Annotated in this window: 21 protein-coding genes; 8 read left to right on the top strand and 13 right to left on the bottom strand. The window is 46.5% G+C overall.

The features are described from left to right. Positions 1-93 precede the first annotated feature (93 nt). Positions 94-339 carry a Rho-binding antiterminator gene (locus tag R7M72_RS04905; RefSeq protein WP_047102504.1) on the bottom strand — a complete coding sequence of 82 codons (246 nt, stop codon included), beginning with the start codon at positions 337-339 and terminating at the stop codon, positions 94-96. Positions 340-519: 180 nt separating this feature from the next. Between R7M72_RS04905 and R7M72_RS04900 the strand changes: the two genes are divergently transcribed. Then, the gene (locus R7M72_RS04900; protein WP_252094206.1) at positions 520-1,656 is read left to right on the top strand and encodes an MBL fold metallo-hydrolase; all 1,137 of its coding nucleotides are present in this window, start codon (positions 520-522) and stop codon (positions 1,654-1,656) included. A 78-nt stretch (positions 1,657-1,734) separates the two neighbouring features. Here the strand turns inward: R7M72_RS04900 and R7M72_RS04895 are convergent, their stop codons facing one another. The 5 genes from R7M72_RS04895 to R7M72_RS04875 form a co-directional block, all read right to left on the bottom strand. Further along, complete coding sequence (locus R7M72_RS04895) at positions 1,735-2,160, bottom strand: VOC family protein (protein WP_033907199.1); 426 nt, start codon at positions 2,158-2,160, stop codon at positions 1,735-1,737. A gap of 174 nt (positions 2,161-2,334) precedes the next feature. Beyond that, a complete protein-coding gene (locus tag R7M72_RS04890) occupies positions 2,335-2,820 on the bottom strand; it encodes a VOC family protein (RefSeq protein WP_025768760.1) in 486 nt (161 codons plus the stop codon). 139 nt (positions 2,821-2,959) lie between these two features. Further along, positions 2,960-3,289 (bottom strand): DUF4144 domain-containing protein, encoded by a 330-nt coding sequence (locus tag R7M72_RS04885; RefSeq protein ID WP_033907198.1) that lies wholly within the window; start codon positions 3,287-3,289, stop codon positions 2,960-2,962. Between the two features lie 24 nt (positions 3,290-3,313). Then, the gene (locus R7M72_RS04880) at positions 3,314-3,850 is read right to left on the bottom strand and encodes a DUF924 family protein (protein ID WP_256900174.1); all 537 of its coding nucleotides are present in this window, start codon (positions 3,848-3,850) and stop codon (positions 3,314-3,316) included. A 69-nt stretch (positions 3,851-3,919) separates the two neighbouring features. After that, entirely contained in the window at positions 3,920-5,767 is a 1,848-nt protein-coding gene (locus R7M72_RS04875) for a M3 family metallopeptidase (protein WP_258662897.1), read from the bottom strand. Positions 5,768-6,043: 276 nt separating this feature from the next. Here R7M72_RS04875 and R7M72_RS04870 point away from each other — a divergent pair, with 276 nt between their 5' ends. Continuing rightward, complete coding sequence (locus R7M72_RS04870; protein WP_025768763.1) at positions 6,044-6,406, top strand: hypothetical protein; 363 nt, start codon at positions 6,044-6,046, stop codon at positions 6,404-6,406. A 70-nt stretch (positions 6,407-6,476) separates the two neighbouring features. On the opposite strand, the gene R7M72_RS04865 is transcribed toward R7M72_RS04870, so the two are convergent. Further along, complete coding sequence (locus R7M72_RS04865; RefSeq protein WP_005374332.1) at positions 6,477-6,650, bottom strand: hypothetical protein; 174 nt, start codon at positions 6,648-6,650, stop codon at positions 6,477-6,479. Between the two features lie 234 nt (positions 6,651-6,884). Here R7M72_RS04865 and R7M72_RS04860 point away from each other — a divergent pair, with 234 nt between their 5' ends. From R7M72_RS04860 to R7M72_RS04850, 3 genes are all read left to right on the top strand, one after another. Continuing rightward, a complete protein-coding gene (locus tag R7M72_RS04860; protein WP_005374330.1) occupies positions 6,885-8,027 on the top strand; it encodes a sugar diacid recognition domain-containing protein in 1,143 nt (380 codons plus the stop codon). 158 nt (positions 8,028-8,185) lie between these two features. Then, positions 8,186-9,538 (top strand): GntP family permease, encoded by a 1,353-nt coding sequence (locus R7M72_RS04855; protein WP_005391886.1) that lies wholly within the window; start codon positions 8,186-8,188, stop codon positions 9,536-9,538. 16 nt (positions 9,539-9,554) lie between these two features. Beyond that, a complete protein-coding gene (locus R7M72_RS04850) occupies positions 9,555-10,691 on the top strand; it encodes a glycerate kinase (protein WP_042522351.1) in 1,137 nt (378 codons plus the stop codon). 95 nt (positions 10,692-10,786) lie between these two features. Here R7M72_RS04850 and R7M72_RS04845 read toward each other — a convergent pair whose 3' ends face one another. Beyond that, the gene (locus R7M72_RS04845) at positions 10,787-12,223 is read right to left on the bottom strand and encodes a PLP-dependent aminotransferase family protein (RefSeq protein WP_176311402.1); all 1,437 of its coding nucleotides are present in this window, start codon (positions 12,221-12,223) and stop codon (positions 10,787-10,789) included. Between the two features lie 92 nt (positions 12,224-12,315). Between R7M72_RS04845 and R7M72_RS04840 the strand changes: the two genes are divergently transcribed. From R7M72_RS04840 to R7M72_RS04830, 3 genes are all read left to right on the top strand, one after another. Next, positions 12,316-13,215, top strand: a complete 900-nt coding sequence (locus R7M72_RS04840; protein ID WP_017634359.1) for a DMT family transporter — start codon at positions 12,316-12,318, stop codon at positions 13,213-13,215. Positions 13,216-13,281: 66 nt separating this feature from the next. After that, the gene (locus tag R7M72_RS04835) at positions 13,282-13,569 is read left to right on the top strand and encodes a hypothetical protein (RefSeq protein ID WP_005374318.1); all 288 of its coding nucleotides are present in this window, start codon (positions 13,282-13,284) and stop codon (positions 13,567-13,569) included. 153 nt (positions 13,570-13,722) lie between these two features. Next, positions 13,723-14,313, top strand: coding sequence for a type II secretion system protein (locus R7M72_RS04830; protein WP_225474250.1), 591 nt, complete (start codon positions 13,723-13,725; stop codon positions 14,311-14,313). Between the two features lie 37 nt (positions 14,314-14,350). Here the strand turns inward: R7M72_RS04830 and R7M72_RS04825 are convergent, their stop codons facing one another. From R7M72_RS04825 to R7M72_RS04805, 5 genes are all read right to left on the bottom strand, one after another. After that, positions 14,351-14,878, bottom strand: a complete 528-nt coding sequence (locus R7M72_RS04825; RefSeq protein ID WP_005374314.1) for a GNAT family N-acetyltransferase — start codon at positions 14,876-14,878, stop codon at positions 14,351-14,353. 33 nt (positions 14,879-14,911) lie between these two features. Next, positions 14,912-15,379: an HAD family hydrolase gene (locus R7M72_RS04820; protein ID WP_042522353.1), complete on the bottom strand. Its 468-nt coding sequence runs from the start codon at positions 15,377-15,379 to the stop codon at positions 14,912-14,914. A 119-nt stretch (positions 15,380-15,498) separates the two neighbouring features. Continuing rightward, positions 15,499-15,969 (bottom strand): GNAT family N-acetyltransferase, encoded by a 471-nt coding sequence (locus R7M72_RS04815; RefSeq protein WP_005374310.1) that lies wholly within the window; start codon positions 15,967-15,969, stop codon positions 15,499-15,501. 1 nt (position 15,970) lies between these two features. Beyond that, the gene (locus tag R7M72_RS04810; RefSeq protein WP_005383319.1) at positions 15,971-16,702 is read right to left on the bottom strand and encodes a glucose 1-dehydrogenase; all 732 of its coding nucleotides are present in this window, start codon (positions 16,700-16,702) and stop codon (positions 15,971-15,973) included. 9 nt (positions 16,703-16,711) lie between these two features. Continuing rightward, complete coding sequence (locus tag R7M72_RS04805) at positions 16,712-17,227, bottom strand: GNAT family N-acetyltransferase (RefSeq protein ID WP_017634358.1); 516 nt, start codon at positions 17,225-17,227, stop codon at positions 16,712-16,714. Between the last annotated feature and the right edge of the window lie 39 nt (positions 17,228-17,266).

Below are 17,266 nucleotides of genomic sequence, written 5' to 3'. Positions count from 1 at the left end.
GAAGTTCCGGTGAATAGTGTAAGAGAACGCCTCTCAAGTTGTGTCAGCTTGAGAGGCGTTTTTTATTGGACAGTGCCAGTGAAAGAAGGACGTTTACTCAAACGTCACTTCGTCAAAATGCGGATTGGCTTTGAGCGCGCGCATTGCGACTAATTGTTCAGTCGGGAAGGCGGTGTGCTCACCATCCATATCTAAAAACAAGCACTCTTGTCGCTGCATGTCGTAGCCTGTGTCGAACGCGTTGCCCTGATGAGCTTCACCATTTTTTAGCGTGATCTCGATAGGGAGCTTAAACATACAGGCGATTTCAATAAAATCGTATTGGCTGCAAGTCACCATAGTTTTCTCCTTTCAAACCGACGCAGTATTCAGAAGGTTTGAGAACCGCTTCCTTAAATAGAAGACGTTTGATTGAAACTGAATCTTCATCTTACACCTCATTTTGGTCACGAAATAGACATACACGCACGTTTTAATAAACCTACTGTTGAGCGTTCACAAGCGAGACAAAACTACGATATGTCTGAGACGATACTTAAGCGCACATACCTAACGAGTGAACAAAAGACACAAAAGCCAAGTTCACTGATTTCCCCTCAAACCTACCATGCGCAGTTGGCGCACCGTGTTCACCACTCGCCTCAATTTGAAAACGGCCGCGTTAAAAACGAGATGCCAAATGTCCCTAGCCCGCAATCATTCTGGCAGGTGTGTTGGAGCTATCTTGGTGGTAGAACGCCATTGAGTCCTAACGAACATTTGCCACATTTCCCAATTCAACCTACGCAGTTTGCACAGCGAAGTGAATCGATGCGCGTTACTTGGCTGGGCCATTCCACCATGCTGGTGGAGGTCGATGGCATTCGAATTCTGACCGATCCGGTATTTGATTACGCTTCTCCGTTCGTCGCAAAAGCGTGGTTTGAACGCAATATTCCCAATACCTACGCCAGAGATTGTTTGCCGATTCCTGAAATTATCGTGATTTCGCACGATCATTACGACCATTTAGAAGCATCGACCATACGTTTCTACGCTGATAAATCCGTGACGTTTTATGTGCCCTTAGGGGTTGGCAAGCATCTGATAAAGTGGGGCGTTTGCGCAGACAACATCGTGGAATTCGATTGGTGGGATAGCGTGCACTATGCCGGAATCGAACTGATTTGTACGCCTGCTAACCATAATTCGGGTCGTACTTATTTCGATAAAAACGCGACCCTGTGGGCTTCTTGGGTCATCAAAGGAAAAGAAGAGACGCTCTATTTTAGTGGCGATTCAGCTTACGATTCGCACTTTTCCGAGATCGCACTGCGATGTGGACCAATCGACATTGCCTGTTTGGAAGTGGCTGCCGATGTGAAAGGCCAAGGTTATCCGGTCGAAAACTGGGGGCACATGCAGGCTCATCATACCGTGCAAGCGTTTCGCGATTTAAATGCGAAAAAACTGTTGCCAGTACATTGGGCTACATACGAGCTGTTTACTCACCGCTGGGACGAACCGATTTTAGATTTGCTTGCCCATTGTCAAAAAGAACATATAACGCTGCTGACGCCAATGCCGGGGGAGAGTTTTTTCGTTCATAAAAAACAGATAAATAAACAATGGTGGCGAGAAAAAGAAACAGGTGAGCCAGCTAGAATTTTGACTTAATAATATGTTCTTACTTCAATAATTATTTTAGAAGTTAACCTTGTTATTTTCAGAATATAACAAGGTTTTTTTACTCGCTTACTCATCAATCACTTGAGGTTTTAACTCGACGACATTTCCTTCCGGATCATGAATATAGAGTGAGCGACCGAATCCTTGTGCGCCGTAGCGTTTCGCAAACTCTTCGGTTTCAATGCCGTTCGAACGCAGATATTCCAGTAATTCATCCTCGGAAAAAGGCGCCAATTGCAGGCAAAAATGATCAATATTACGACCATTTTGAACTGGTGGCTTTCCGCCGAGTTGACCCAATTCGCTGTCTACCGTCACTACATCAATCAATGCGTTACCTGCCCTAAGTTGAGTTAAACCAAGTTCCGTTACTTGGCGCTCGACAGGGCAGCCCAAAATGTCTCGATAGAAATGCAACATAGCATCGAGGTTACAGGTCCTTAATACAACATGATCAAGCGCTTTGATGGCGATTGGATTTTTGGTAGGCATGCTTCACTCCTTTTTGCATTGTGTTGAGGTAAGTATAAAGTGACCTTAAAAGTGGTGAGAGAAATGATCAAATTCCAGACGTTTTTTTGCTAGAGCGAGTGCAGAAACACTGCAACTTAAAGCAAACAAAAAAGGCTAGCGTATTGCTAGCCTTTTGGAATATGGATGGGGCTATTACTCGTAATCAGAAGCGTAAGTTTCTTCGTAAGAGTGTGAGTAAAGCTCGAATAGGTTACCGAATGGGTCTTCTAGGTAAACCATTTTCGCAGGCTTATTATCGTCTTCTGGGTGGTAACGCATGATGTCCATGCGAACTTTGCCACCTAGTGCTTCGGTGCGTTTGATAGCACCTTCAAAATCGTCTGTCTGCAAACAGAAATGGAAGATACCGATGCGAGAAAAATCCACTTCATGGCGCTCTTGACGCTCTTTCATTTCGAATAACTCAAGGCCGATGCCATCACTTGTCACAAGGTGCGCAATGTTGAAGCCTTTAAAGCCTTCCCCAAAGACCGCAATACACATTCTGCCAATTGCCGTTTCGCGTTCTTCAATCACTTTCGTGTTGCCCATAACGACTTTTAGACCTAGCGCTTGCGTGTAAAACTCAACCGCTTTGTCCATATCTCCGACCATAATACCGACATGATTCATTTTCATTTGTTTGCTCCCAACATGTGTGTTTGAACGTTGTCTTGTTTCGATGTGGGAGAGTATATGGCGTGATATTGATTACATTAAATTATCATAAATTATAAAAATGATAATTTTATTTAATGATGTGCGTATTGGGATTGATTTAGTGAGCTAAGGCCTCAACAGCTTGCCTCACCGAGGTGAAATGAATCTTGATAATGCACCGTTGCGCGAGGCTGAATTCATGCGATTGGATTAATGACGTAACCTCTTCTACGGACAGCGTTCGTTCTTTTGGGTGTAAAAGAGTGGTGTTCGAACCATTGTTTTTCAATTCGAACGTGTTGCCATTTGAGTCAATAACGTAATCATCTTGCCCAAAAATGAGGGCTTCGCATTCAGAGTCTAAGTCGGACTGGGAATGCGTGTAGATCAGCTCATCGTCGCCGTCTAGTTTTAGCAAGCATGGCCAGCATACTGCGTGGTCTCTCATGGTTAACTCATTATTCATTGTTATTTAGAAACTTGACCCAGGTTGTTGCAAAAACGCTAACTCTTCGGGAGTGCTCTTTCTTCCCAGTATCGCATTGCGATGAGGATAGCGCCCAAACTGGTCGATGATGGCTTTGTGTTTTAGCTCAAAATCGTAGTTATTTTCAAGCCCTGATGCGCGAAACAATTTTTCAGCTTCGACATGAATGAGGCGAGATTCGCTATGCATAAATGGCATGTACAAAAAACTTAGCTGCTCAGGCGCTAATTCTTTGTCGTGACCTAACCGAATTGCCTCTTGAGCCAATGCTAATGCGAGTGGGTCTTGTGCAAACGCTTTTGGGTTGTTGCGATACACATTACGTGAAAACTGGTCGAGGACGATGATTTCGGCCAATCGTCCTTGTGCGCTGTTACGCCAATTAAACAGTTCACAACGAGCGGCTTGTTCTAATACCGAGGCAAATCGCGATGCAATACGCTTGTCCAGTTCTGGGTTGTTTTCAAACCAATTTTGGGGCGATAGCTCCTCGAACCAAAATTTGATGACTTCTTGGTACATGGATCTTCCTTCCTATTGCATTAGCTAAAGAATAAAAAGCCAGAAGGCGAGCTCCTGGCTTTCTGCGTGTTATCGACCGTAAGTCTCTACGATGTAACGTTCAAAATCGTCACACATTTGTTCGTCAGAGATGGCGTTGCTTGCCAGCTCTTTACTGCCGTCGACGACTTTAATCGCGGCGTTCAGTGAAGCGACTGATGCTCGCTCTCGCGTCGCAAGTGAGTCGATTTTCTTCTGCTGCACTTCCCATGCCTGTTCTGGCGACAGGTTACACACGTCTGCAAGGTATTTGGCATTGAAGCCTTCGCCAGTCAGGCTGACAATGGTTTCGTTGTGCGACAAGTGATTACCTGCGTGCCAGTAGTGCTTTGCCAGCAGTGGGCCAATTTCTGGGTTATCCGTCAGGTAACCAAACTTCTCAAGGAAGTATGCACGGGTCTGATACACCGCCATGTGCGCGAGTAGATAACCTTGATACGCACAAGCTGCTTCGTCGGATAGCAAATGTGGAATCGCCATCAGTGGGCGAGGGCTGCATTCCAAACCAAGGATCTGCTTTTCACAATCGCGAGCGAGCTTAGTGATGCGCTCTGGCGTTAACTCGTCATCGCTCAATTGATACAACGCGCGCTCAAAATATGGTACAACCAAGATGCTACGTTCTTCATAAGCTTTGAATGGCTGACGGCTGTTGATCATTGCTTGAATAATCTCATCAGGAACAGAATTCCCTTCATCATCCAGTGCGTACTGTTTTAGCCAATCGGCATCGGTTAACAGGCTATCACAGAACATCGACTGAGTTTCTGCATAAGCCATTGACGTCGGCGAAAACTCCTGCGAGAAACAAGGCGCGTTCATTTTTACGTTCGCAAAGTGTGCTGCGTGGCCGCCTTCGTGGAACAGCGTGTTAATGCCATCGTAGCCACTGCCCACTTGGTCTGGTTTGGCATTACTGGTGAAGTTCACCTGCGCTGCGACCCATTCGCCTTGATTATAGAAAGAAGGGATAGGGCCGTGGCAGAACCCGTTCGGGTACTTACCTTTGCGATCTAGTAAATCCAGCGTTAGCGTCGCGCCAGAGTAATCAATATTTAGGCGACCAAATGATTCTACCCAGCGTCTCAGAGATTTTGAGAACGGCACGTATGGGTCAAGGTCACGCATAACGTTACCCGCGAATGAGTAAACAAAGTTGTAGCCTGCTAGTGCGCTTGCGCCTTTCTCTTTCGCCAAGTTTTCTAAGCTGTTTAGATGCGCATCTCGCGTGCGTTGTTCGAAATCTTCCAAAATTTCGAATAGCTGCTCAGTGCTCATCTTTTCCGTTTTTTGCACGGAGTAATCAAAGAAAGTCGCATAACCCAGTGAGCGAGCGAACTGGTTGCGCAGTTTGATCAGTTCAATAAAGCCGTTTTGCAGTAGCCATTGTTCAAGGTTCAGCAACGCTTGATGAGCCGATTGGCGAACTTCTTCATGATTGCTGGTGCGAATGGTTGAGCTTAATACTGGAAGTGAACCTTCTACTTGCTCGCCGTTCTCATCGGTAAATGTTTGTACGTGGTTCTGTTTTTTCTCGAAGAGCTCAGCTTCAAAGGCAATGAGCTGATTTTTCAACGCTTGTGCTTTTTCGCCCTCGATAGCGTGAGATTCAAACATCGCCAGCCAACCAGATAGACCCGTAATGGTTTGTTGTTTCTCTTGTGGGTCGGTAATTGAGTCCGCGGCTTCAAGCTGTTGTTTGATGGCAGTAATTTGCTCGGCGTTGCTTAAAAAGCTTGTCCATGCCGTTTGTGCTTGCGTCGAGCCATCATGGTCATCGCTGATCCCCATGTAAGTTTCCCAAAAGAAATCTTCTTTGGTGCGGTGAATCGCAAGGTAACGTTGATTGAGGTCGTTGAGGTAATCCGTTGCGGTCATTTTGATCCTTCAAATGGTTTCGTTATGTAGACAGTTGATTATTGCACGCTTGGTCGCGAGAAAGGAACGCTAATCTCATTTGTCGATTTTGCATCGCGTAAAGGTGATTTTACTATTTGTTTACATTTGGGTGAGTTAATAGGAGTTATGAGCTTGCAGTGTTAAGACTGGTATGGAGTTTACAGTTTATTAAGTAATTAATCTGCGGTGCGCTATCGATGATCCTTATCAGGTGTAATAAGATTTCCATATCGTGGCGATACAGTTGGAAACGATATGATAAATAAGACAAAAGTTACGTTATTGGCGGTAGGTACGATTTTAGTTGGATGTTCCACAGTCGCGCCACCAAGAAATGATGCGGTTGAAAGCATTCAACAAAAGTGTTCTGTGATTTTAAGCAATGATGTTGCTGGCGACCAGCGCTGGCAGACGTACAACGGCTTGCTTGTAGAATATGCCGTGCATGGCGTTAAGAGTCAGACACAACTGGAACGTTTTGAAGCGTTTGTGCAGAGAGTGCAAGATGATGAGTCTGGACAGTTAGTTACTGAGTTGATTGAGGTCACCGACTGGGGATGCTCAAACGGCAATTATCTTGAAGAGATGAGCTTGTTTATTCAAGAAGTTCAAAAGTAAAAAACCGAGCGTTAAGTCGCTCGGTTTTTCTGTTTGTGGAACGCTTTTGTGCGCTGGCTCGTCAGGACGTTTACTCCTCTGGATACTCGCCCATACCTTGCGTTTTACCTTCCGCTTTCCAATGCTCTCCAGGAGCAAATGCTTCATCGCATAAATCTACGGTGTAGCCCATTTCTGTGATTTCCTTCAAAGTGAGGTTATCAGCAATATTTGCAACTTCCCCCGATTTATTCCGTAACTCCATGTTGATCTCTCCTCTGTAGGTAGACGAGTGGCATCAATGCACAGTGAAGAATGCATTGGTAACCTTTGTTCTAAGTATATAACCCGCTGCTAAAAATGAAGGTTTAATCCACTTTTTAAATATGGGCAATTGGATAATGCTTTGAGCTGCTTCCGTTATTTAGAACCGCAGCATCGCGATAGTTTGCCATTTGTGATTTATTGAGCGATTAAACGGTCAATTTGGAAACTCGAAATGGTGATTCTCGACCACGCTTTAGCACAACAAATTGTTGATCGAACCATGTCCATCATTGGTCACAATGTGAATGTGATGAACTCGGCAGGCATCATCATTGGCAGTGGCGACCCTAAACGTGTTGGGCAAGTGCATGATGGCGCGGTACTGGCGCTGAATCATGGCGATTCGCTAGAGCTTAATGAGCAGCAATGTTTGACGTTGCAGGGTGTCAAACCCGGTATCAATATGTTGTTGAAATTACATGGCGACGTGGTCGGTATTGTTGGCGTCACAGGAGAGCCGGAGAAAATCCGAGATTTTGCAAAACTGGTTAAAATGACCGCTGAACTAACAATCGAGCAAGCTGCGCTGGTGGAAAAATTTCAGTGGGACAGACGTCATCGTGAAGAGTTTATTCTGGCTTGGATCAATGGCAAATTGACCGATGAAGAGCTGAAAGATTGGGCGATGCGTCTTTCTATCGATGTTACTCAACCACGGGTGGCAACGGTGATTGAAGTCTCGACGCCGTCGGCCTCGAAAAGCATGAAGAGTGTGCGCAATATTGTTGAGCTGCTTGAATACCCAGAGCGTAACAACCTAGTTGCGATTGTCTCAGTGAATGAAATTGTGGTGTTGAAACCGTGTCATTCCGCCAAGCAGTGGGATAGCCAAGTTGAAAGTGAGCGCATTGATAAGTTGATGTCGCGTTTAAGCGATCACGATTCGCATACGTTTCACATTGCGCTAGGGCAGCTGTTTAATGAGCCTAAAGATGTCGCGTTGTCATACCAAAGCGCGAAGCAGGTATTAGCCATTGGCAAGCAGTTCTACCCAGAGAAACGTAAGTACCTGTTCGATGAACTTCGTTTGCCTGTTTTGTTAGCGCCGTTGGCGGATATTTGGCAAGGTGAACAAATTATTGATGGTGTGAAACGGTTGAAAGAGAAAGACAAATCTGGGCAATTATTGAAAACCCTAGATGCACTGTTTGAATGCAATGGCAATGTAACAGAATGCTCTAAAATGCTGTTTATTCACCGGAACACTCTGCGCTATCGGTTAGAGAAAATCACCGAGATAACAGGGCTACCAACTACCAATTTTGTGGGGTTAGCGGAGCTTTATATTGCGACTCGGCTCTCAAAAATGTCGTGATATTGTGCATCTGCACAATACGCGTCATTTTTTGACCACATCATTTGTCACTCCGCCTAAAGGAATTCTAAAGCAAACGATTAATAATTCATGCGTCCCTACATGTTGAGTGAGCCAACACGGACACGCTCAGCAAAATAAGAATAAATGGAGTTATCATGAACCTTATATTAATCCTGCTCGGGGTGATCGCATTTATTGTGCTCACGACCACCAAATTCAAATTACATCCCTTTTTAGCGCTGATCATCGCGGCGTTCCTTGCGGCATTTGCTTACGGCTTACCGGCAGATAGCATTGCCAAAACCATTGCTTCTGGCTTTGGCGGCATCCTTGGTTACATTGGTTTGGTTATCGTTTTAGGTACTATCATTGGTGTTATTTTGGAAAAAAGTGGTGCGGCGATCACCATGGCCGATACGGTCATCAAAGTGTTGGGTGAGCGTTTCCCAACATTGACCATGAGTATCATAGGTTACATCGTTTCTGTTCCGGTATTTTGTGATTCAGGCTTTGTCATTCTGAACTCGCTCAAAGAATCACTCGCGAAGCGTTTAAAAACCTCAAGCGTTGCGATGAGTGTGGCGTTGGCAACTGGCCTATACGCAACGCACACGTTTGTGCCGCCAACTCCTGGCCCGATTGCCGCTGCGGGTAACTTAGGCCTGGAATCTAACCTTGGTTTAGTGATTGGTGTGGGTGTGTTTGTTGCAGCGGTTGCGGCGTTAGCGGGGATGTTGTGGGCGAACCGATTCCAACATGTTGAACCAGATGGCATTGAAGCCGTAGAAGAAATTCAGCAAGACTGGCAAGCACTCAAAGCGTCTTACGGCAAATTGCCAACGGCGAGCCAAGCATTCGCTCCTATTTTTGTTCCTATCTTATTGATCTGTTTTGGCTCTATCGCGAAATTCCCAAGCCTACCGCTGGGCGAAGGTTTTGTGTTTGATGTTCTGACTTTCTTAGGACAGCCACTAACGGCATTGGTGATTGGCCTGTTCCTTTCTGTTCGCCTACTCAAGTCAGACAACAAGATTGAAGAATTTGGCGAGCGAATCAGCCAAGGTATTACGGCTGCTGCGCCTATTCTTTTGATTACCGGTGCGGGTGGTGCATTTGGCGCGGTATTAAAAGCAACGCCGCTAGGTGAATACTTAGGTACGACGCTATCGGCGCTGGGCGTGGGTATTTTCATGCCATTTATCGTTGCGGCTGCGCTAAAGTCGGCGCAAGGTTCATCAACGGTTGCATTGGTGACCACATCGGCTTTGGTTGCGCCTATGCTTACGCAATTGGGGCTCGATTCAGAAATGGGCCGCGTATTAACGGTGATGGCGATCGGTGCTGGTGCGATGACGGTTTCTCATGCAAACGACAGTTTCTTCTGGGTAGTTTCGCAGTTTAGCCGCATGTCGGTGGGCTTAGCGTACCGCGCGCAAACCATGGCTACGCTCGTTCAAGGTGTCACGGCAATGGCATTGGTGTACATTTTGAGCCTCGTTCTCTTATAAGTCTCTGGAAATACGTATGAAAGTGGTAATTGCACCTGATTCATTTAAAGAAAGCTTAACCGCCAAACAAGTGAGCGAGGCGATAAAAACGGGTCTTGCTCGCGTATGGCATGATGCTGAGTTTGTTACGGTTCCGGTCGCAGACGGTGGCGAAGGCACGGTTCAATCTTTGATAGATGCAACTCAAGGCGAACAAGTCTTCACAACAGTGACTGCGCCATTAGGGAATGATGTTGAAGCGTTTTATGGCATCCTCGGCGACGGCGAAACTGCGGTTATTGAAATGGCGGAGGCCAGTGGGCTACACCTTGTGCCGAGTGACGCTCGCGACCCAAAACTGACCAGTAGCATTGGTACCGGACAGCTGATCAAACACGCGCTAGACAGAGGCATTCAACGTTTAATCATTGGTTTGGGCGGCAGCGCTACCAATGATGGTGGCGTGGGCATGTTGACCGCGTTGGGGGTGGCGTTTCTTGATGAATCTGGTCATGCAATTACCCCAAATGGAGGCGGGTTAGCGGCGCTTGCGTCCATCGATATTTCTGGTCTTGACCCTCGTTTAGCAACTTGCGAAGTGTTGGTAGCGTGCGATGTTGATAACCCACTCTGTGGTGACAAAGGCGCGTCGGCTATCTTTGGCCCGCAAAAGGGAGCGACCGTATCAGACGTTACTCTGCTCGATAACGCATTGCGCAAGTTTGGCGAGTTGACGGAACAAGCGACGGGTAAGCATGTACTGACTCGTGAAGGGGCGGGTGCTGCTGGTGGTATGGGCGCGGCCTTGCTCGGGTACACGCCAGCACGTTTGCAACCGGGAATTGAGATTGTGCTTGAAACGGTCAAACTTGCTCAGCATGTTGCGGATGCGGATATCGTATTTACAGGCGAGGGTCGAATCGATCATCAAACCGCACATGGCAAAACGCCGATGGGCGTTGCTCAGGTGGCTAAGCAGTGTAATTTACCAGTCATTGCATTAGCAGGCTGTGTGGGCGACAACTATCAGGCGGTTTATGAGTGCGGCATTGATGCGGTGTTTGCTTGTGTACCAAGGGCGATGAGCTTACCTGAGGCCATGAAAGAGGCCGACGTCAACGTTGCTAATTTAGCCGAAAACGTCGCGAGAATGTGGCAAATTAAGTCGCACTGAAGGCGATGACGATATGAAAAACTCCACCTTTGCGTGGAGTTTTTTGTTGTTACCTGTTTACGTGTGTCGGCATAAGTTCATTTAGTAAGAGCGAGTTAACAGGCATGCTTTGCTATCAATTTTGCCAGTGTTTGCATCGCGTGACTCCAATCGGTTTCATGACCAAAGTTTGCCACGCTGAGGCGCACGCAATGTCGATATTGCCCTTGAGTGCCAAATACGGTGCCGGGAAGTAGGCTGATTCTGTGCTTATTGCATGCTTGATACAACGCATAGCTGTCCGTGTCTTCGGGCAGTCGCAACCAAAGTAAGAACGAGCCTTGTACGGCGTTGATCTGGTATCGATTTTTTAGAGGTTCGTATTCATCCAAGTATTGATGAAGCATCTGTATAAATCGTCGCATGTTGTTTTGATAAACCCGACCCATTCGCGCAGTATGCGTTCGATACTTGCCTGACGTTAGAAACGTTGCCACGGCGGATTGCATCAGGTTCAAACTGCCCATGTTCTCACACAGTAGATATTGTTCAATTTGGTCTCGATATCGCCCCGCCAACATCCAACCAATTCTCAAACGCGAATCGAGCGTTTTGGATAACGAATTCACGTAAATTACGCGTTGCTTGTCATCGAGCAATCTCAAGCTTGGCAACGGCTTATCATAACTTAACCCGCCAAACACATCGTCTTCGATAATAGGAATATTGCCGGACGCCAATAGTAATTGTTGACGCTTTTCTAGCGGCATCATAGCACCAGTAGGGTTGGTGAAGTTTGGCGTTACGATGATCGCTTTTATGTCCCATGTCGCCATTGCTTTTGCTAAGGCTTCGGGGCACATACCGTCGCGTGGGCAACTCGGAATTTCCACCACTTTGAGGCCGAGTGATTCTAGCATCAATAAGTTGCCAAAATAGCAAGGGGACTCCACCGCGACGATATCGCCTTTTTGTGTCGTTGCGCGCAGCGCTAGGCTAATGGCTTGTTGCGCGCCGTGCGTCACCATGATCTCATCCAACTTGGCTGGCGTGCCCAAATCTTGTGTGATTTTCGCTAGTTGTTTGATTAAGAGGTGATCACCGGGTGGTAATTGGTAATGGCTCGGTACATGCGTTTGCTGGCGGCTGTGGCGGCCGATCTCGGCGTACAAGCTTTTGATCGCGGGGGAGTCAATGTTTGGGTGGGCAGAACCGGTAGGCAAACGCTCTTGGTATTCAGGATAAGTAAGGATTTCTTTGCAGATCGAGAGCAAATCCACGCGAGTCGGATCCGGAATTGAGCGAGAGGTCGGCAAGGCGACTTTAACTCGATAACCCGATTTGGGAACCGAGTAAACCAAGTTTTGTGCTTCCAGCTCTTGATACGCACGAATCACGGTATTTTTACTGACGTTTAATTCTTGGCTCAACGAGCGAATGGAGGGCAGTCGATCATCCGCCTGATAAACGCCATCATTGATGGCTTGTTTGAGGTGTTTTTCCACCACGAGGTACTTATTCCCTTCACCGCTTTCCAATAAATCTGTACCCATAAAAACACTTCCATCTGTCACTTTTTGAAAACACTGTACCTAATTACATTAGCAGTATCTCAAAACATAAAACAAGCGTGAGTGAGGCGATCATGTTAATCCGAGCCATCCCTTTTGTATTTGTCATCCTTTGGGCTTCTGGATTCGTTGGTGCGCGTTTTGGTTTGCAATATGCCGAGCCAGCGACACTACTTTCTATCCGTATGGCATTCAATGTCTTATTGTTTCTGGTTCTTGTGGCGGTATTGCGTAGAAGGTTGCCGACAGGAAAAGATTTTTGGCACAGCTGTGTGGTTGGGGCGTTAATCCACGGTTTCTATCTGGGCGGTACTTATTTCGCTATCGCTTTGGGTATGCCAGCGGGGTTGAGTTCGTTGCTGGTGGGCATTCAGCCGATTTTAACCGCGGCTTTGCTGGTGGCGTTTGTTCGTGAGGAATTTAAACCCTCGCAATGGCTGGGTTTGGCTCTTGGTTTTGTCGGTATCGCTATGGTGTTGATGGGCAAAATGGAGTGGCAATCCGAGCAGCACAAAGTGTTGGCCATTGGTTTGTGTTTATTGGCTTTGGTTGGTATCACGCTAGGGACGCTGTATCAGAAAAAACATTGCCAACAAGTGGATATGGTGGGTGGTGCGACGGTGCAATATTTGGCCGCGCTCGTCATGTTTCTGCCCGTTGCGATGCAGTTTGAAACCATGCAAGTGCAGTGGGAACTGGAGTTTATTTTGACTGTGTTGTGGTTGGTCGTCGTGCTCTCTTGTGTAGCTATTCTACTGCTGCTGTACATGGTTAAGAACGGTGCTGCATCGAGCGTAGCTTCTGTATTCTACCTGGTGCCGCCAACGACGGCGATTCAGGCTTGGCTCGCGTTTGGAGAGTCATTTGATTGGATGGGGATTTCTGGTTTCGTACTGGCAGCTACGGCGGTGTATTTGGTGGTTAAAAAGCCGGATCTGACGATAAAGAAATCGATTCAAACAGAATATACCTAAATTGGGTAGGGACATTTGCGTATCAGTGGGTACAATCTGCTTCATCTTAATCCGTGGAGCAGAATGATGAAGGTAAAGCCAGATCGAATGACCGCCATGCGTAGCATCATCGAGCAAGTAAAAGCGGAACTACCAATTTATGAACCAGAAACGTTTGTATGTGGACCAGAAGGGCAGTGCATTGGCTGTCCGAAGAAATTGTTGGAAATGGTCGATTCAGAAGTCACTTATTGGGAGTCAGCCATGGAGCGCGGCATTGTTCCGCAGTTCGATGAGATTCGTCGTTTTGGCAAAATGTGCACGAATGTTCGTCGTGGTCTGGTGCGAAATAATGTGCCTTTACTCAGTAACTAGAGAGTAAAAACCGTCTAATATCTGACACATAGCGTCGTTTTGTTACACTGCTCTTTGGCTGCTGTTCTCAAGTTTGAGTGGTGTTTGTCTCTTCTTACCCCTTAAGCCTTTAATCGTAAGAAATTGGCGATATATTGGCTCGGTCTCACATGGATGTGGGGCTATTGTCTTGGGCTAGTTGAGATAAGAAACGTGAAATCAAAGGGATTTACGCTGATGGAAATCACCATAGTGCTTACCACTTTGGCTTTCATCGCATTAGCTGCTTTACCAGTACTACTCGATATTCATCGCCAAGCATACGCTGCGATGCTGCACAGTTCTCAGTCTTCTTTGGGTACGGCTCTCAAATTCTTTCATGCTCAATCAGTGATTGATAACGCTTACGGCCAAGAGCACGTTCACTACATTGACCGACATGTCAAAACACGCAAAGGCATGCCAGAAGCGAGTGCCGATAGTATTCGAGCTTTGTTAGAAATCGATCTACCAGCCAGAGGTTATTCGAAAATTGACGTGCCGTGCAAAGGCAGTGATTTTTGCATCATCGGTCAGCAGCACCCAAACAGTGCTCATTTTGTCGCTATTCCTGATTATCAGTTCTTAGATAAATCGGGTGTTGATCGCGTGGTGTACATTTGGCCGCAAGGTTACACACTGGCAGAAGAAGCATGCTATTTCTACTACGTGAATCAAGCCTCTAACGATTCAATTGTTCGAGGGTATGTGACGCAAGGGTGTTAATCCCGAATAAGTGTTGCGAACAACGGTTATCGTGAGTCTACAAATCGGGGTTTTTCGAAGGGCTTTGCGCTTTATACAATACCATTTTTTGACTCATCAAGACTTTACCATTTGGCAAGGTCACTTCCCCAAGTTCCCCCTGATGTTCAAATCCAAACCGTTCATATAAAGCAATCGCTGGTGTGTTGGTTGTGTATACGTAGAGTGCGATTTGGTCGTAACCAAATTCCCAACCACGTGCGATCGCGACTGCCAATAGTTTCCGCCCCAATCCTTTGCCTCGGTAGTTTTTGTCGATGTGAATACCAAGAATACCGACGCGAAGGCGTTGCCCTCTTTCGTAACCGCACATCTCAGCTGGGTAGATTTCAACACTACCGATAAGTTTTTGGCGGTCAAACGCGACAAACTGAGGGATGGACTCGTTTTCCACACGTTGCAGGATTCTGCGAAGCGTTGCGTTATCGGGTGCAGGAGAAATCAAAAATTCCCCTTCGGAGTACACTCGATTCCACAGCGCGGTGAAGCGCGCGATATCGCTCACCTTGATGGATCTGATTTGCATTCATCTTCCTTGATTAGTGCAGGTTAGTAACGGTTAGGGGATAAGCTCAGATAAACAACGAATTTGGTTAGGAATGGCTTCGGCTGGTGCATCAGCGCCCGTTGGGTTAAACCAAATTGTGTTTACGCCCGCTTTCATCGCAGGGTAAATATCTTTGTGAGGTAAATCGCCAACCATGGTTATTCCACTCACGTTAACCCCTAACTGTTTTGCGATGGCGAGATAAAACTCAGGTTGGTGTTTAGCGATACCGAGGTTGGCAAAACAAAAATAGCCATTTAAGTATTGGTCTAAGTCGACGCGAACAAATGCACGCTGAACCTCTTCCATGTTGGAATCAGATGCACTGGTCGCAATGTAGATGGGATGATTTTGGGAAAGTATTGCCAGTGTTTTTCTGGCTTGAGGAACTGCTTCTACGTGTTCCCAATCGCACATTTTTCCTTGTGCGTGAGGGAAATCTACCATCAAGGTGTTCCCCCAATCGAAAAGATAAATCATGTTCGAATCTCCTTATCCGCACATCATATCGTCTTTTTCTAAAATCAGGGGGGTAAATTGCATCGATAAATGCGATTTAGGTGGGTTTAGCCGTGAAAAGCGCTTAATTGTCGTTATCGTTACAAATGTTTCAGCATAATGCGTGAGTTAGTTTTAAAACCTTGATTATCGTAAAAGCGCTGTGCTGGCTGATTGAATTCCATCACTTCCAATCGAACTTGTGTGGCATTGGCATCGCGCGCCCATTGCTCACAGGCTTGGAGCAGTTGGCGGCCGATTCCTTGCTGCTTTTGCGCTTCATCGACAACAATTGTTCCCACGCGACAAATTGGGTCTTTGATCAGAAAACTGACGGTGTCGTTTTGGGTGATCATCGCGGTTAAGAAGCCGAGAATTTGCTGTTCGCGTTCGGCAATCAAAAAGAGTCGCTCTTTGTTCTCTAGTGCTTGTGCAAGAAATTCACGGTCAGCTTCTGAAGGCGCAACAAAGGCTTCTGGCGCATTCGCAAAATGCAGTGAATTAATTTGAAAATTAAGCTGAAAAATTCCGTCTAAATCATCGGGAATCGCTTGTCGGATATGGACTTGCATTCTATCTGCCCCCTGCAATATCGATAAATGATCCTGTGACATAAGAGGCTTCGTCACTTAATAGCCAAGCGATCGCATTTGCCACTTCTTCTACCGTGCCACCGCGTTTAAGAGGAATTTGAGGGCTGAGTCTATCTACTCGGTTTGGTTCTCCGCCGTCGGCATGCATATCAGTGTAAATGAAACCAGGTCGAACGCCATTGACGCGAATATTGCGCTCTGCCAACTCTAGCGAGAGCCCTTTAGTTAAGGTATCCATCGCGCCTTTTGATGTGGCGTAATCGACATACTCAAATGGCGCGCCTGAGCGCGACGCTCCAGAGGAGACATTCACAATTGCACCGCCTGCACTGAATCGCTTCGCCGCTTCTCGACAGCAGAGAAAACAGCTATTCACATTGGTGTTCATTACTTTCTGAAAGCGTTCCAAGCTGATTTCTGACAAAGGCGATTGAGTAAATAGGATGCCAACGTTGTTGACCAAGTGCGTCACTGCACCAAATTCACGTTCTGTTTCATCAAACAAGGAGAGCACTTGCTTCTCATCGGCTACGTCTGCGGCGATGGCAATCGCTTTGCCACCGTTTGCTTGTATTTCTGCCACAACTTGGTCGGCGGCCTCTTGCTGAGTGCGGTAATTAACGCAAACGCGATAGCCTTGCTCGGCCAGCTTTTTCGCCGCTGCGGCTCCAATGCCTCGGCTTGCGCCGGTAATGATGACTACTTTATTCAAAATACGTCCTTATTTTTGTAGTGAGTAGATTTTATCGGCGTAGGGTTTGCCACCAATTTGGTATGCGTCTGGAATGACCTCAATGAGTTCGAAACCACATTTTATCAGGACACGTTCTGACGCAATATTGCCTTCAGTGACCGTCGCGGAAAAGTGGTTGATGTTATGTGTCGAGGTTGCCCAGTATAGAAGCGCTTGAAGAGTTTCTGTTCCAAACTGTTGGCCATGAAATTCCGGCAAAAGTAAGTAACCTACCTCTGCCTTACCGTTTTCAATAGCAAAGCCAGTGATGCCGATGGGTTGTTCAGATTGCTTATCGAGTATTACAAGGCAAAGCCAATGCTGGCAATTTGGGGTCCATGGTAATAATCGCGAAGCAAATTTTTCTCTTATTTCTGTTTCGCTGGGACGATCGAAACAGAGCGCAATAACCTCTTGTTCGGAGAGTAATCGTTGAAAGAGTTCCCAGTCACTGGCTTTGATGGGTCTTAATTGGCTTCTGTGCGTCTCGATATAAACTGACATGCGTGTCCTTACTGCATCAATGTGGAGATTCAGTCTCTC

This window comes from Vibrio sp. YT-18, assembly GCF_033337345.1.
Classification (GTDB): domain Bacteria; phylum Pseudomonadota; class Gammaproteobacteria; order Enterobacterales; family Vibrionaceae; genus Vibrio; species Vibrio alginolyticus.
The sequence above is the reverse complement of the archived record's forward strand: the minus strand, read 5'-3'. Positions and strand labels throughout refer to the sequence as shown.

Excerpts from the sequence above, each read along its gene's own strand:
- R7M72_RS04905 (WP_047102504.1), bottom strand. The coding sequence starts at position 339 with ATGGTGACTTGCAGCCAATACGATTTTATTGAAATCGCCTGTATGTTT.
- R7M72_RS04900 (WP_252094206.1), top strand. The coding sequence starts at position 520 with ATGTCTGAGACGATACTTAAGCGCACATACCTAACGAGTGAACAAAAG.
- R7M72_RS04895 (WP_033907199.1), bottom strand. The coding sequence starts at position 2,160 with ATGCCTACCAAAAATCCAATCGCCATCAAAGCGCTTGATCATGTTGTA.
- R7M72_RS04890 (WP_025768760.1), bottom strand. The coding sequence starts at position 2,820 with ATGAAAATGAATCATGTCGGTATTATGGTCGGAGATATGGACAAAGCG.
- R7M72_RS04885 (WP_033907198.1), bottom strand. The coding sequence starts at position 3,289 with ATGAGAGACCACGCAGTATGCTGGCCATGCTTGCTAAAACTAGACGGC.
- R7M72_RS04880 (WP_256900174.1), bottom strand. The coding sequence starts at position 3,850 with ATGTACCAAGAAGTCATCAAATTTTGGTTCGAGGAGCTATCGCCCCAA.
- R7M72_RS04875 (WP_258662897.1), bottom strand. The coding sequence starts at position 5,767 with ATGACCGCAACGGATTACCTCAACGACCTCAATCAACGTTACCTTGCG.
- R7M72_RS04870 (WP_025768763.1), top strand. The coding sequence starts at position 6,044 with ATGATAAATAAGACAAAAGTTACGTTATTGGCGGTAGGTACGATTTTA.
- R7M72_RS04865 (WP_005374332.1), bottom strand. The coding sequence starts at position 6,650 with ATGGAGTTACGGAATAAATCGGGGGAAGTTGCAAATATTGCTGATAAC.
- R7M72_RS04860 (WP_005374330.1), top strand. The coding sequence starts at position 6,885 with ATGGTGATTCTCGACCACGCTTTAGCACAACAAATTGTTGATCGAACC.
- R7M72_RS04855 (WP_005391886.1), top strand. The coding sequence starts at position 8,186 with ATGAACCTTATATTAATCCTGCTCGGGGTGATCGCATTTATTGTGCTC.
- R7M72_RS04850 (WP_042522351.1), top strand. The coding sequence starts at position 9,555 with ATGAAAGTGGTAATTGCACCTGATTCATTTAAAGAAAGCTTAACCGCC.
- R7M72_RS04845 (WP_176311402.1), bottom strand. The coding sequence starts at position 12,223 with ATGGGTACAGATTTATTGGAAAGCGGTGAAGGGAATAAGTACCTCGTG.
- R7M72_RS04840 (WP_017634359.1), top strand. The coding sequence starts at position 12,316 with ATGTTAATCCGAGCCATCCCTTTTGTATTTGTCATCCTTTGGGCTTCT.
- R7M72_RS04835 (WP_005374318.1), top strand. The coding sequence starts at position 13,282 with ATGAAGGTAAAGCCAGATCGAATGACCGCCATGCGTAGCATCATCGAG.
- R7M72_RS04830 (WP_225474250.1), top strand. The coding sequence starts at position 13,723 with ATGTGGGGCTATTGTCTTGGGCTAGTTGAGATAAGAAACGTGAAATCA.
- R7M72_RS04825 (WP_005374314.1), bottom strand. The coding sequence starts at position 14,878 with ATGCAAATCAGATCCATCAAGGTGAGCGATATCGCGCGCTTCACCGCG.
- R7M72_RS04820 (WP_042522353.1), bottom strand. The coding sequence starts at position 15,379 with ATGATTTATCTTTTCGATTGGGGGAACACCTTGATGGTAGATTTCCCT.
- R7M72_RS04815 (WP_005374310.1), bottom strand. The coding sequence starts at position 15,969 with ATGCAAGTCCATATCCGACAAGCGATTCCCGATGATTTAGACGGAATT.
- R7M72_RS04805 (WP_017634358.1), bottom strand. The coding sequence starts at position 17,227 with ATGTCAGTTTATATCGAGACGCACAGAAGCCAATTAAGACCCATCAAA.